We start from the raw sequence: 14,480 nt of genomic DNA, 5'->3' as shown, positions 1-14,480 counted from the left end.
TCTTTTCTAGTCCTTAATAGCGCCTGCAGTGACGCCTGCTGCCACATACTTCTGGGCGATAATCAGCAACATTGCTGTTGGTACTGAGGCAATTACAGCGGTTGCCATCATTGGGCCCCATTCCTGATTTTGAGCGCCGATATAGTCGTAAATACCCATCGTTATCGGTCGGAGAAGACCGCCGCCTGAATTTAAGGTTGATGCAAACATAAAGTCTGACCATCCCCACAAGAAGGCAAACAGCGATACCGTAACCACCGAATTTCTGGATAATGGAACTACAACTGTGGTAAATATTTTCCAGTTTGAAGCTCCGTCTATCTTTGCAGCTTCAATAAGTGACTGTGGCATACCAGCCATGAAGGATGAAAGGAGCATTACCGCAAACGGAACGGCAATTGTAGTATCGGCGAGAATTAACCCGAATAAGTTATTGAGCAAACCAAGATTGTCGAAAATCTGATAAAAACCTAAAGCCATAACGACTGCAGGTATCATTTGCACAATAACTAATGCGAAATTAAGTCCTTGGGATTTATTTTTCCATAAGATAGCCAAGGCGTAAGAGGATGGCATAGCAATGAGCAGTGTCAAAGCGACACAGGAAAGCGCAATGACCAAGGAAGTAGCCAAGTACGGGAGTTGGTCATTGAGTACAGTGGCATAATTCTCGAGCGTAAACTGACGAGGATACAGATCTCCTGAACGGATGGCTTGCCTTTGCGTAAAGGAAATATTCACCATCCAATAAACCGGAAATAGCATCAGTGCGGTGAATACAAGACCAAGTGCGGTTTTCCACCATGTTGATCGATGTTTCATGTTTACTTCCTTAGTCTTTTCACGTTTTTTGGCTTGTCTTCATCACGTTGAACCCATAAATAAATGAAGGCGAAAATGAGCGCAATGATAATGAGAGTCGTGCCAATAACAGATGCTTCTGAATACCGAATTTGAGATGAATGGCCCTTTCCGAAAGCCATAGCATATGCCCAAGTTGCAAGTGTTTGGGAGCTTCCTGTGCCTTGCGTCATAATCCAGATGATGTCGACGGTTTTTAAGGTATATACAAAACCGAGTAAAAGCGTAATCATCGTGACCGGACGTAGAAGTGGGAAAGTAATTTTCCAGAATCGTTGCCAGGCATTGCATCCATCCAGAGAAGCCGCTTCATAAAGATCTGTGTTTATATTTTGCAAACCGGAGTAAAGAATTACGAGGTTGAAAGGGATGCCCAACCAAATATTTGCGATAATGACAGCCCATATGGAATGGTCTGCTTGTAACCACCACACAGGTGTGCCTCCGAAAGCGGAAATAATCTGATTGATGATTCCGTTATCGGCATCCATCATCCATTGCCACGTAGTACCAGAGATCATTGGCGGAAGCAGCCAAGGTACAAGGAATGCGGCTCGAAGTCCGGCTGAAAGCTTGAAGTTTTGGTTAAAAAATACAGCGAGCGCCAGTCCTAAAATGTATTGGAAAAGAATAGAACCAACCACAAAGACGAGTGTTTGACCCAGAGTTTTCCAAAATTCAGGAGACTGGTAGATTTCTTTGTATATTTCCATTCCTACGAATGGTGCTTCGCCGGTTACAAAGGTTCTTCGATCAAAACGATGAAGACTCATAGAAATGTTTTGAATCAGAGGAGCGATATAAAAAAGGATGAGGTAAATAAATAGCGGGAGTGCAAAACCTAATCCGGCAAGTTGTGTGCGACTGAGATGAAGTCTCGACCCGAAATGAGTTTTAGTATTACGCATGATTTTTCTTTTCTGCATAGTGCGCAAGTCATCCCCACCGAATCTTGAGGGGAAGCTAGAGAACTCATCAAGATTCGGCGAGATAACTTATTACACGCAACGCTTTCAGAAACTATTTGTTTAATGCATCCTGGAGTTTTTCGGAGATCTGTGCCGAGAGTGATTCGTATTCCATTCCGACTTCAGTGGTGCGGCCTTCTGCATTTTCAACGGAAGCCACCCATGGCTTCCATAATTCGTTTTGTGCAACTTGCTCTTCTCGGCTAGATTTCTTTGCGGCGAGATATCCCAGTGCTTCGTTGGTCTTAACCAAGTTTTCACTATTCGTCATGCAAGTAATAACGTCTGCAGAGGCTTTGGTTTTTTCTGTGTTTTCTGTCTTGTGATATGGCATGGCCGCAAACTCACCACCGGTAGGAACGGGTGCAGCCCCGCCATCTTTTGCTGGAATTGCTATGACTTCATAACCCTTCTCATGTGCAGATTCTGCTTGCCACGAGCCATTCTCGCCGAAACCATACTCGCCTGTCAAGAAAAGATCCCAGCTTGCTGATTGGTTATCTGTGGTCACGGATTTTGGTGCCCATCCTTGACGAACCCAGTTAGAAACAAGCTCTCGAGCTTCATCTGCCTTGGAGGAGGATGGATCTTGAAGCGTGGCTCCGGCACCCCAGTACCATGGAAGGAACTGGAATACACCTTCTTCTCCAGTAATACCTGAGAATGTAATACCCTTGCTACCGGACGCGACGACTTTTTCAATAGCGCTATTGAGGGAATCCCAGTCGGTTATGCTGGCTGGGTCAACGCCTGCTTTATCGAGGATTTCTGGGTTGTAGTATAAGCCTAATGCATTCGTTCCAAATGCTAATCCATACTGTACGCCGTCCACAATTCCTGGACCTTCGATATTTTCATCAAATCCAGCTGTATCCACACCAGCTTTGTTAAGATCAGTCAACAAACCTGCGTCAACTGCACTCGGCATAAATGGGTTATCGAGAAGAACAACATCAGGAGCGTTATCAGCTTTGACAGCAGTGGTGAGATTATTAAATAAATCGTTCTGTGGGAGACCCTGACGCTTAATTGTGTATCCGTCAGGAGCACATTTCTTTACGTATTCGTCCCAGTCAGAACCGGTCTTATGTTGTGGATATGGATCCCAGAATTCAATCGTTTTGGAGTCCGTCTGGCTTGACGAGCTCGAGCTTCCGCATGCTGTTAAACCAACGCATGCACCTAATACACAAAGTATAGATAAGGTCTTCTTCAGTCCGGTGTGTGCTGACATTTTCTCTCCTTTGATATTGCTTCTTTACAATATGGTTCAATGTTCTTCATTGATAATTGAACCGGTTCAATAAATATATCATATCGAAGTTAGGAACGCCAAATTTTTGATAACTATCTATGTATAGATGTCACGGATCCGTTGTCTACCAAGGGCTGATCGATGAAAATTTGTTCAGGCGCGAGGTCTGCATTGTTCATATGTGTAATGAGTAAATTCACTGTATCGAGAGCGACTTTATCAATATCAACCTCCACAGCGGTGTAAGGAATGTGCATGCCTATTCCCATTTGGTCCGGTACGATGCAAACCACGGACAAATCTTGTGGAACGGAGATTCCGATACTCGTCAGTTCTTGAGGGAGAGAGATAACCGCGGCATCATTGTGAACAACAATGCATGTAATGTCCGGATTCGTTTCCAAAGCATTTCTAATTTCATTAAAGGTTCCGAAGGTATCGGCTTGTGCTTTGAGCACATGTAATGTGATGTTCTTTTCCTGTGCTGACTTAATCGTGGTGTTATGGAAGCGCGTGACGAAGTTCAGATGAGCCTTGTACATTTCCTCTGGCCAAGTAATAAGAAGAATCTCCTTGTGTCCTCTGGAATGCACGTGTTCAATTATGGAGGTTGCTGCTTGTTCGAAATTGGTGTCTATGACGTTGAGGCCTTGGTTGTTGGTCGTTGAGCCAAGGAGTACTACTGGGAACTTCTTATTGCGAATGGCGTTGACACGTTGATCATCGTCATGGATATCCATCAGAATTAATCCATCAACTTTTCGTTCTCGAATCGCCGATTTCATAGATTCGACGTCGTTATCTCCAATGAGCAACAGCGTATCATAGCCAAGGCTACTAGCAGCATGTCCGATGCTGTAAAGATATGCGCCGAACGATAGTGAAAATCTTTCCCCGCGATGGTCGGGAGCAACGATTCCAATCGTTTTGGTTTGCTTTGTAGAAAGAACGCGTGCGGCGTGATTCACCGAGTATCCGAGTTTTTTCATGGCTTTGCGGACACGATTGGCAGTTTTTTCACTAATGAGCGGACTGTCAGCAAGTACGTAGGAAACCGTTGCTTTCGATACGCCTGCCTCTTTAGCGACGTCTTGAATGGTAACCATGTGATGCTGACCTCCTGCCGAGTATTAGAAGTATTCTAGCAAAACACGGGAGGTCTGTGAGAAAGGAACACAGGATAGAGAGCTTCAGCGATGTGGTACCCATCTCACATTCCGAACCAATAATCCCATTCTTAACCGTACTTGTAATACAACGGTATTTTAATATTTTTAAGAGTTTCATTCATAAGCAAGAAAAAGCTATCCAGCGGTTCAAAAAACTACGGAGGCTTGTTATGTATGAAAGTAGATACATACATACAGAGGATCTGATGGAAAGAGGAAAGAGAAATGCCACATTTCACTGCTCAGTAAATGTTGCATTTCATATCGTGTGCCGTGCTAAAAAGCGCATGATTGAACTCAAAACGAACATTAAATATGTGCGAAATGCATAGTCGAGTTCATCTTTCGCAGTCTTCAGACTGTACGTATCCATTACCTATCTCATACTGCAAAGTTCTATGGCTCATCGCCTGCGGTCGTCATAGGGGCAGCCACACATCGTCGGAGGAAAACATGGTCTCAGGTGAAAATCAGTTTCATTCCTTGGATTTAACCGTGAAACAAGCGGATGGTTTATACAATCCACGCTTCGAGCACGATGCGTGCGGCGTCGGTATGGTGACAACTCTCAACAAGGTTGCAGAGCATCGCATCGTGGATAACGCCTTGGAAGTGCTCGAGAATCTCGATCATCGCGGTGCAGTGGGGGCAGAGGAAAACACTGGCGACGGCGCCGGCATTATGATGAGCATGCCGGATGAATTTTTACGGGAGGTCTTCGAGGCCGATTTGCCTAGTGAAGGCGCATATGCCGCGGGCATTGCGTTCCTAGACCAGGACATCGCGCTCGCAGGTCAGCAGCAGCAGGCCATCTCGCGCATTGCTACTGAAGAAGGACTGGAAACGCTGGGGTGGAGGTTAGTGCCGACTAATCCGGCTAGTTTGGGTCTGCAGGCTTTGGCCACAATGCCTGCCTTCTATCAGATTGCGCTGAGTGACCCGGACGGCGAAAAATCTTGCATTGCATTAGACCGTGTGGCGTATCGCATTCGCAAACGTGTGGAGCATGAGGTGGGCGTGTATTTTGCTTCACTTTCCACGCGGATGATGACGTACAAGGGCATGCTGACGACTCAGCAATTGTCTGAATTCTTCCCAGATCTCAACGCCATGAGTATGAAGGCGCGTGTAGCCATCGTGCATTCGCGCTTTTCTACAAATACTTTCCCGAGCTGGCCATTGGCGCAACCTTTTAGGATGATTGCGCATAACGGCGAAATTAACACCATCCAGGGCAATAGAAACTGGCTAGCAGCGCGCTCCGGAAATTTGCAGAGTGCATTGCTAGGGGATATGAAGCAGTTGTTGCCATTGGATGTACCGGGCAATTCAGACTCTGGCACCTTTGACGAAGCCTTGGAATTGCTGAGCTTATCGGGGCGTTCGTTGCCGCATGCAGTTTTGATGATGCTGCCGCCGGCGTGGGAAAATAACCCCGACCTAGACCCGGATATTCGAGCATTTTACGAGTACAACAACACGTTGATTGAACCTTGGGATGGCCCAGCAAATATTGTCTTTACGGATGGCACGCTTGTGGGTGCTCAACTGGATAGGAATGGTTTCAGGCCGGGGCGTTGGCAGCTGGACAAGGACGGATACATCGTACTGGCTTCGGAAAGTGGCGTCTTGCCGGAAATTCCGCAAGAAGATATCGTGTCCAAAGGTCGTTTGGAGCCAGGCAAAATGTTCCTTGTAGACACGGCTGAAGGGCGCATAATTCCAGATGAAGAAGTAAAAAAGCAGCTGGCCAGTGAGCATCCGTATCAGCAGTGGATGCAGCACAATTCTGTGCGCCTGAGCGAACTGCCACCGCGTGAGCATGTGCGTTACTCCGGACAATCCGTGCAGCGTCGCCAGCGTGCTTTTGGCTACTCAGAAGAAGATTTGAAGATTATTCTGACACCTATGGCAAATACGGGCAAGGAACCGCTGGGTGCTATGGGCAACGATACGCCGATGGCAGCTTTGTCCTCGCGCAGTCGCATGCTCTTCGATTATTTCACGCAGAAATTTGCGCAGGTCACGAATCCGCCGCTGGATTGGGAGCGCGAAAAAATCGTTACCTCCCTGACCTCGGCCATCGGCCCGGAAACGAATTTGCTCACGGACACGGAGCTGGCGGCAAAGAAAATCGTCATCGATTACCCTGTGGTCAATTCGGATGAAATGGCTCAACTGAAGCGTTTAGACCGTGCCACGGTGCTGGAGGGATATTACCAGCCGTATGTGGTGCGCGGATTGTATCCGATGTCCGGTGGTGGTCCGGCGTTGAAAGCGCGCTTGGATGAGATTTTTGCAGAAATTGATCAGGCGATAGATGAGGGCAAAAACTTTATCATTCTTTCTGACCGCGATACGGATCATATGTGGGCGCCTATTCCGTCCCTTTTGCTCACCTCTGCTGTGCAGCATCATCTGCTGAGAAATCATAATCGCACGCGTATTTCCATGGCCGTGGAGGCGGGTGATGTGCGCGAAATTCACCATGTGGCGTTACTCATTGCTTATGGCGCTGCCTGCGTAAATCCGTATATGGCATTTGAATCCGTGGAGGAGCTCAGTCGTGAGGGCTACGTCACAGTCAGTGAGGCGCAGGCCGTGGAAAATCTACGCACGGCACTGTCCACCGGCGTGCTGAAAATTATGGCAAAAATGGGCGTTTCTACGATTATGAGCTATCGTGGTGCGCAATTATTTGAGGCAGTCGGCTTAAGCGAAGACGTCATCCGCGACTACTTCACGGGCACGGTTTCGCAAGTGGGCGGCGTGGGTTTGGATGAACTGGCAGAAGAAGTAGCTGTGCGCCATCGCATGGCGTATCCAACGCAGCCTACTGTGCGTCATCATGTGAACCTGCAAACGGGTGGACAGTACCATTGGAGGCGCACCGGTGAGGAGCACTTGAACGATCCTGAGGCGATTTTCCTCCTCCAGCAGTCCACGCAGCGTGGGGATTATGGCATGTTTAAACGCTATACCCAGCATGTCAATGACAATTCCAACCGCATTATGACCTTGCGCGGGCTGATGAAGCTGCGCAGTAACCGTCAGCCAATTGACATCGAGGATGTCGAGCCTGTCAGCGAAATTGTCAAACGCTTCTCCACAGGGGCGATGAGCTACGGTTCCATTTCCCAGGAAGCTCACGAAACCTTGGCAAAGGCCATGAACCAGCTCGGTGCTCGCTCCAATAGTGGCGAGGGAGGCGAGAGCCCAGACAGGCTCAGAGATCCTCATCGCGTCAGTCGTATTAAGCAGATTGCCTCCGCACGCTTCGGCGTCACATCCGAGTATTTGGTCAACGCCACGGATTTGCAAATTAAGCTGGCTCAAGGTGCCAAGCCGGGCGAGGGCGGACACTTGCCGGGTGCAAAGGTGCCGCCTTGGATTGCGCAAGTGCGTCATGCTACGCCTGGCGTGGAGCTGATTTCTCCGCCACCTCATCACGATATTTACTCGATTGAGGATTTGAAGCAACTGATTTTTGATGCGAAAAATGCCAATCCTGAGGCGCGCATTCATGTCAAACTTGTATCTGAATTTGGTGTGGGGACGATCGCCGCAGGTGTGGCGAAATGTCACGCCGATGTCGTCCTGATTTCTGGCTACGACGGTGGTACAGGTGCAGCTCCGCTCAATGCCATCAAGCATGCGGGCACGCCGTGGGAAATTGGTTTGGCAGAAACGCAGCAAACCTTGATCTTAAATAATTTACGTTCACGCATTACCGTGCAATGCGATGGCGAACTCAAAACCGGTCGCGATGTGGTGGTGGCTGCATTGTTGGGAGCCGAGGAATTCGGCTTTGCGACGGCGGCGCTTATCGTCGAAGGTTGCGTGATGATGCGCGTATGCCATCTCAACACCTGCCCGCAAGGCATCGCAACCCAAGATCCGGAGCTACGCCAGCGCTTTACCGGCAAGCCGGAACATGTGGTGAATTTCTTCCTCTATATTGCTCAAGAGGTGCGCGAAATTCTCGCCGAGCTGGGATTCCACAGTCTGGAAGAGGCTGTGGGGCATGTGGAGTGCCTGGACCAGGATGAAGCCATTGCACACTGGAAAACTCAAGGTATTGATTTGAGCAATGTGCTGGCGCAGGTGGGCCCAACTCCGGGCACGATTTTGCACAAAACCCAAGAGCAAAATCATGAGCTGGAAAAGGCTCTCGACCAGCAGCTGATTGATTTATCCTGGGATGCTTTGGAGTACAAGGATCCTGTGCGCATCGAGCTGCCGATTCGCAATGTCCACAGAACCATCGGCACCATGTTGGGCTATCACATTACCAAGAAGTTTGGGGCTCAGGGTTTGGCAGATGACACGATCGATATGACGTTGCATGGTAGTGCGGGTCAGTCTGTGGGCGCATTCATCCCACGCGGTGAAACCATTCGTATCCTGGGCGAGGTCAATGATTACGCAGGAAAAGGTCTGTCGGGCGGTCGTTTAATCGTGCGCGCAGAAGACGGTGTGCAGTTTGATACGCATACCAATGTCATTGCGGGCAACGTCACAGGCTTCGGTGCTACGTCTGGTGAATTATTCATCGCCGGTCGTGCCGGTGAGCGCTTCGCCGTGCGCAACGGGGGAGCCACCATGATAGTCGAAGGCACGGGAGATCACGCTTGCGAGTATATGACCGGTGGACACGCCATCATTTTGGGTTCCATGGGACGAAACTTCGGAGCAGGCTTCTCGGGTGGTCACGTGTATGTGCTCGATCTGGATATGCACAGTGTCAATCCTCAGGCCCTTGCGCACAAAACCCTGCTCTTCGAGCAGGTAACGGCGGATTCAGCGGAGGCGGAATTCTTGACGAAAAACCTGAAAAAATTCGCCCAAGAAACGCATTCGGTCTTTGCACAAAATCTCGTGCAGCAATTGGATGCTCATGAAGACTACGTTTTAGCACGTTTTACCCACGTAGTTCCGCGTCAATTCGTGGCGATGAGCAATGCCATGATCCGAGCGGAGAAAGAGCACATCGATTTCAATCAGCCGGGAGTATGGGAAAACGTCTACGAGCAGGTTATGGAAGGGGCACGATAATGGCTAATCCACGCGGTTTTTTGAAAGTGCGCACACGCGAAGAGTTGGACTCGCGCCCGGTTGAAGAGCGCATCCAAGACTGGCTGGATGTCCACGCACAGTCGGGTCTGCAAAGCTGGACCACGCAGCAGGCCGCACGGTGCATGGATTGTGGCACACCGTTTTGCATGACCGGTTGCCCGTTGGGCAATATCATTCCAGAATTTAATGACCTCGTGCGCCAAGGAAAGTGGGAGGATGCCTACAACCGGCTTTCTTCGACCAATAATTTCCCAGAGGTGACGGGGCTGATTTGCCCTGCGCCGTGCGAGCAGGCGTGCGTACTGGGCATACACCAGCCACCAACCATGATTAAGAACGATGAGCATACGATTATTGACCAAGCGTGGAAGCTGGACTTGGTAAAGCCTTTGCCACCTACGCGTTTGACGGATATGACCGTGGCTGTCGTGGGCTCCGGTCCTTCCGGTCTAGCATGCGCTCAGCAGTTGACACGTGCTGGTCATACGGTGGTGGTCTACGAGCGGGACGATGCCATCGGTGGTCTGATGCGTTATGGTATCCCGAATTTTAAGCTGGAAAAGCAGCTCATCGATAGGCGAGTGGAGCAGATGAAGGAGGAAGGCACGCGCTTTAAGACCGGTGTGGAAATTGGTCGCGATATATCGTGGGACGAGTTGCGCGGTCGCTATGATGCCGTGGTGGTGGCCATCGGGTCCACGGTGCCACGTGATATGAATCTCCAGGGTCGTCAGCTCGAGGGCATCCATTTTGCTATGGAATTTTTGCCGGATGCTACGCGCAGGATATATGGTGTCAAACCCGTGCACGACATTACAGCGAAGGATAAGCATGTGGTCATTATCGGCGGTGGCGATACGGGGTCGGATTGCTTAGGTACGGCTTTGCGTCAAGGTGCCAAGGATGTGACAGTCCTGCAGATTATGCCTCAGGAGCCACTCGAGCGTCCTGATAGTCAGCCATGGCCGACATACGCGCGCACGTATCAGCGCACCTCGTCTATGGAAGAGGGCGGTACCTATGTGTACAACACGGATTCTGTGGAATTTGAAGGTGCTTCGCGTGTGCAATCCCTGGAAGCTAGCGCGCCGGATTCCTTCATCGCAGATCAGACGGGCAAGGTGACGGGCCTGCGCATTGTGGATGTGGCGCCGGGCGAAGACGGACCATTTACGCGTCAGGCGGGCACGGAGCGCGTCATTCCCGCGGATTTGGTGCTGATTTCTGTGGGCTTCTTGCATCCGGATACGGCTACCCTTGTAGACCAACTACCGGTGGAGCTGGATAATCGTGGAAATATTGGCCGCAATCACAACTTCGAATCCAGTCAAGAGGGTGTATTTGTCTGTGGCGATGCGGGACGTGGGCAAAGCCTCGTCGTGTGGGCTATCGCGGAAGGGCGTTCCTGCGCTTCTGCTGTTGATCAGTATCTAAGCCATTCGAAGAGCACAGAATTGCCTACGCCTGTAGCACCGACCGACAGAGGGATGGCTCTTCCACGCGCATAAATTCGCGGATAAACAGCGACAAACAGCTTAGCGGGCAGGGTAAAAACTCTGCTCGCTTTTTGCGTTTTCTGGCACGAAAAAATACCCGTAAAACCCCACGAAAATTACTGAAATTTCAGCTTTTCTGAACCATCAGTAATCCTTACAAAAACTTCAAATATTTATTGTCCTCTATCAGAGTGTTGAGCGCATATTAGTAAGCCGCGATGCATAGAGTGGGTAGCGAATTAAGGAACCTACGATAAAAGAGGAGGAATACGGTTGCCTTATGTCGCAGTTTACCAGTAGCAACAAGTATGGAAAGTCCATATTTCAGCGCCTTTTCGGTGGCTACGGAGAACTCCTTTCATATCCTCATACTGCTCGGTACTCGGTCGGAGCAGTTATTGCCTCGATGCCATTCCCGATGGTGGGCATGTGCATCACGATTTCCGTGCAAAATATATACGGCAGTTACACGCTTGCGGGCACGCTTAGCGCTGTGCAAGCCATTGCCTTGGCGATTTTGACGCCAGTTTTTGGCAGACTGGTGGATCGATTCGGACAAACAAAGGTGTCTGTGCCTATCGTCATCGTGTGGATGATAGCGGCGGCAGCGCTTATTACGAGCATTCAACTGCACGCTCCGGAATGGATTTTGTACCTGCTGGTGCCGTTCATGGCTTTTATCCCACCTTGGGGTGCTATGAGCCGTGCGCGCTGGACACATTTGCTCAAAAATAAAGAGAACAGCTCTGAAAAAATCAATCGGGCCATGGGTTTTTCCTCCGTATTGGATGAAGCCATGTGGTTGGTGGGGAATCCTTTGTCCTCCATCCTTGCCGTCATTTCCGGCATGCTCTCCTTTTCTGTAACCGGAATTTTTGTAGCCATCGGTACCATTATGTTTCTGGGTGTGCGCTCCACAGAACCTCCAAGCCAAACGGATTTGGCACGAGAGGCCGGCGTCACGAGAAAAGAGCTTCGCGCGCAGGAAGCGGCTCGAGCTGCCGAGTTGTCGGGCGATGCGCGGGATGGTAAGAAAAAGTCATCCATTTTCTCCATCGGTTTCATCGCCATTTGTGCGACGTGGTTCGGATTGGGAGCCTTCCAAAGTGCTTCTGGTATTTCGATTATTGCTTTCGCTAAAGAGCAGGATGTGCAAGCATTGACCGGTTTTGTCTTCGCTTGCTTCTCCTTCAGTTCGCTCGTAGGAGCTACACTGTACGGCGCAAAATCGTGGAGCATTCCTTTGTGGATTCGTTTCTATTTCTGCATTATCGTAGTAGCACTGGGCTTGAGCTCCTTTATTTTCGCGAAGAATATTTGGGTAATTATGGTGGCGTACCTCTTCATCGGTGTGTGCCAGTCGCCGACATGGATTAACGGCAACCAAATTGTGCTGCACCTCATACCGCCCGCACAGTTTACGGAGGGTGTGGGCATTATGTCCGCCATGAATTCCATCGGTGGCTCCATCGGAAACTCCATCGCAGGATACTTCATCGACCAGTATGGCTCCCAGGGCGGCTTTATTACAGTCACCGCGCTGGCCTTCGTCGCACTGATTCTGGCTTTTGCGGGTGTGAAGCAGATTCGCGAAGCAACCCTGAAACCAATATTGACCAGCGTCGAGGTTTAAGAAAGCCTCCTGTCGCAATAAAATACCCCACGCAGTTCAATCCGCGTGGGGTATTTCGTAAATTCGTAGATCTGAAATTACAGCAGCAATCCGATAATCACAAATACTAAAGCAAAAGCGGGGAATGTACCTTGCTTGAAGGCTGCAGCTTGGTAGGAATTATCTTTCAACACCAAACCAATAGCAGCGGCAGTCATAGAAGCTACGCCCGCAATCATCAAAGTTCCGCCAATCGTGTACTGAGCGAAAAGTGTGACGATGATACCGGCAATCACTTCAATAGCGAGGAACAAATTATACAATCCTTGATTGTATGCGTAGAAGGTGAAAGGTTCCGCCTCTTCAGGCGTGCCTCCGAAAATCTTGCGGGCAAGCGAACCCTTCCATGCGTACATTTCCATGTAAGCAATAAGAATATGAATGGCAGCACTAATTCCGGCAAAAATGAGGCCAATAATTAAAACAGTATTCATATTTTCTATCATACCGTGAGTATTTGCTGTGAATTCTCTATGAAAAAATTTCTCGCATTTTTGTGAGCTAAATCATTCAAAGGCGGCTCTGATGGCCTGATCTAAGTCGTAAATCAAGTCTTCGGCGCTTTCCAACCCGATGCTCAAGCGAATCAGCTGCGGATTGAGCCCATCTTTGTGCCAAAATTCCTGAGGAATTTCGCGATGTGTGGTGCGCGCAGGATTGACGATTAAACTGCGCACATCGCCCACATTCGGCACATAAGAAAAAATGCGACAGGCATCGATGACCCTATCCACCTTGTCTTCATCACCCTCGAGTTCAAAGGAAAAAATCGAACCAATGCCCCGCGGGAAGTATCGCTGAACCAAATCCAGCTGAGCACAGTCCGGTTGATCCGCGTAATTGACGTGACGTACATGCGTATTACTACGCAGATAATCCACGATTTTCCGTGTATTCGCTACTTGCTTATCCAAACGTTCGGAAATAGTTTCTAAGCCAATAATTTCCAAATACGCCTCCTGAGGACCCAGCACCGCACCTAGCAAGCGCACATACTTGATTTTGATGCGCTGGATAAAAGCAGCAGCGCCAAACACCTCTGCAATGCTGGGCACATGGTCCAAACGGTCGTTATACAAGGTCAATTCCGGCTCGAAAAACTGTGGAAAACGTGCCTTGTGAGCCGACCAGTCGAAGCTGCTGCCATCCACGATGACACCGGACACCGCATTTGCATGACCGTTCAGAGCCTTTGTAGAGGAGTAGACCACAATGTCGGCGCCATGCTGGAGCGGTTTGAAGAGGTACGGGGTAGGGAAGGTGTTATCCACGATGACAGGAATACCTGCCTCATGCGCAACCTCAGCCACGCGCTCTAGATCCGTGATGACGGTGCGCGGATTTGTCACACTTTCTACGTAAATAGCCTTGGTATCTGGACGCAGCGCCGCTTTAATCTGCTCGGCATCGTTGATATCGTCTACGAAATCCACGTGCACCCCGAATTTAGGCAGAAAGCTTACCAGCACATCCAATGCGGCACCGTAAATATCGTGATGCGAAATAATGTGTCCACCGCCCTCGGCCACACATAGCAGGGCATTAGAAATGGCGGCCATGCCTGAGCCTACGCAGGCCGCCGCCACGCCGCCATCCAAAGCTGCCAAGCGTTGTTCCAGCACATCTACCGTAGGATTGCCCACACGCGAGTAAGTAAAGCCCGGGCGGCGACCTTCTGCCATATCCCGACCTGCCTGAGCGCTCGGCATAGCAAAAGCAGCCGTTTGGTACACGGGCACCTGGATGGAGCCGTGATGCTCAGCCGGATTATAGCCGGCATGCAGGCGTTGCGTTTCAAAACTACAGTCGGACTGTGATGACTGTGCGTGCTGGTCCTGTGCGCTCATAAATTTTCTCGCTTTCCTTTGTGGTCCGTGGCTTAGTACCTGAGCTTTTTAACAACCCCTTTATCCTCTCTCATTGTGCCGGGCATCGCTTGCAACATGCGGAAGACGGCTATAGCGATTTGTTATAAGTCGTATG

The 14,480-nt window shown here is 49.7% G+C and carries 9 protein-coding genes; 3 read left to right on the top strand and 6 right to left on the bottom strand.

Annotated features, from left to right (window positions below):
- Positions 1-6: 6 nt before the first annotated feature.
- The 4 genes from D570_RS0102035 to D570_RS0102020 all read right to left on the bottom strand — a co-directional run bounded on the left by D570_RS0102035 (position 7) and on the right by D570_RS0102020 (position 4,190).
- A complete protein-coding gene (locus tag D570_RS0102035; protein WP_018142738.1) occupies positions 7-822 on the bottom strand; it encodes a carbohydrate ABC transporter permease in 816 nt (271 codons plus the stop codon).
- A 2-nt stretch (positions 823-824) separates the two neighbouring features.
- Positions 825-1,769 (bottom strand): carbohydrate ABC transporter permease, encoded by a 945-nt coding sequence (locus D570_RS0102030; RefSeq protein WP_018142737.1) that lies wholly within the window; start codon positions 1,767-1,769, stop codon positions 825-827.
- A 112-nt stretch (positions 1,770-1,881) separates the two neighbouring features.
- Entirely contained in the window at positions 1,882-3,063 is a 1,182-nt protein-coding gene (locus D570_RS0102025) for an ABC transporter substrate-binding protein (RefSeq protein ID WP_018142736.1), read from the bottom strand.
- Between the two features lie 113 nt (positions 3,064-3,176).
- Positions 3,177-4,190, bottom strand: coding sequence for a LacI family DNA-binding transcriptional regulator (locus tag D570_RS0102020; RefSeq protein ID WP_018142735.1), 1,014 nt, complete (start codon positions 4,188-4,190; stop codon positions 3,177-3,179).
- 516 nt (positions 4,191-4,706) lie between these two features.
- Here D570_RS0102020 and gltB point away from each other — a divergent pair.
- The 3 genes from gltB (at position 4,707) to D570_RS0102000 (ending at position 12,458) form a co-directional block, all read left to right on the top strand.
- Positions 4,707-9,308 (top strand): glutamate synthase large subunit, encoded by a 4,602-nt coding sequence (gltB, locus tag D570_RS0102010; RefSeq protein ID WP_018142733.1) that lies wholly within the window; start codon positions 4,707-4,709, stop codon positions 9,306-9,308.
- The gene (locus D570_RS0102005; RefSeq protein WP_018142732.1) at positions 9,308-10,837 is read left to right on the top strand and encodes a glutamate synthase subunit beta; all 1,530 of its coding nucleotides are present in this window, start codon (positions 9,308-9,310) and stop codon (positions 10,835-10,837) included. The genes gltB and D570_RS0102005 overlap by 1 nt, the downstream gene beginning before the upstream one ends.
- 268 nt (positions 10,838-11,105) lie before the next feature.
- Complete coding sequence (locus tag D570_RS0102000; protein WP_018142731.1) at positions 11,106-12,458, top strand: MFS transporter; 1,353 nt, start codon at positions 11,106-11,108, stop codon at positions 12,456-12,458.
- A 77-nt stretch (positions 12,459-12,535) separates the two neighbouring features.
- Here the strand turns inward: D570_RS0102000 and D570_RS0101995 are convergent, their stop codons facing one another.
- Together D570_RS0101995 and D570_RS0101990 are read right to left on the bottom strand one after the other, a co-directional pair.
- Positions 12,536-12,931 carry a DUF1304 domain-containing protein gene (locus D570_RS0101995; RefSeq protein ID WP_033376800.1) on the bottom strand — a complete coding sequence of 132 codons (396 nt, stop codon included), beginning with the start codon at positions 12,929-12,931 and terminating at the stop codon, positions 12,536-12,538.
- A 72-nt stretch (positions 12,932-13,003) separates the two neighbouring features.
- On the bottom strand, positions 13,004-14,344 hold the full coding sequence (locus tag D570_RS0101990; RefSeq protein WP_018142729.1) for an O-acetylhomoserine aminocarboxypropyltransferase/cysteine synthase family protein: 1,341 nt from the start codon (positions 14,342-14,344) through the stop codon (positions 13,004-13,006).
- Between the last annotated feature and the right edge of the window lie 136 nt (positions 14,345-14,480).

This window comes from Alloscardovia criceti DSM 17774, assembly GCF_000376885.1.
Classification (GTDB): Bacteria; Actinomycetota; Actinomycetes; order Actinomycetales; family Bifidobacteriaceae; genus Alloscardovia; species Alloscardovia criceti.
Note: the sequence above shows the minus strand (reverse complement) of the source record. Positions and strands in the feature narration are given on the sequence as shown.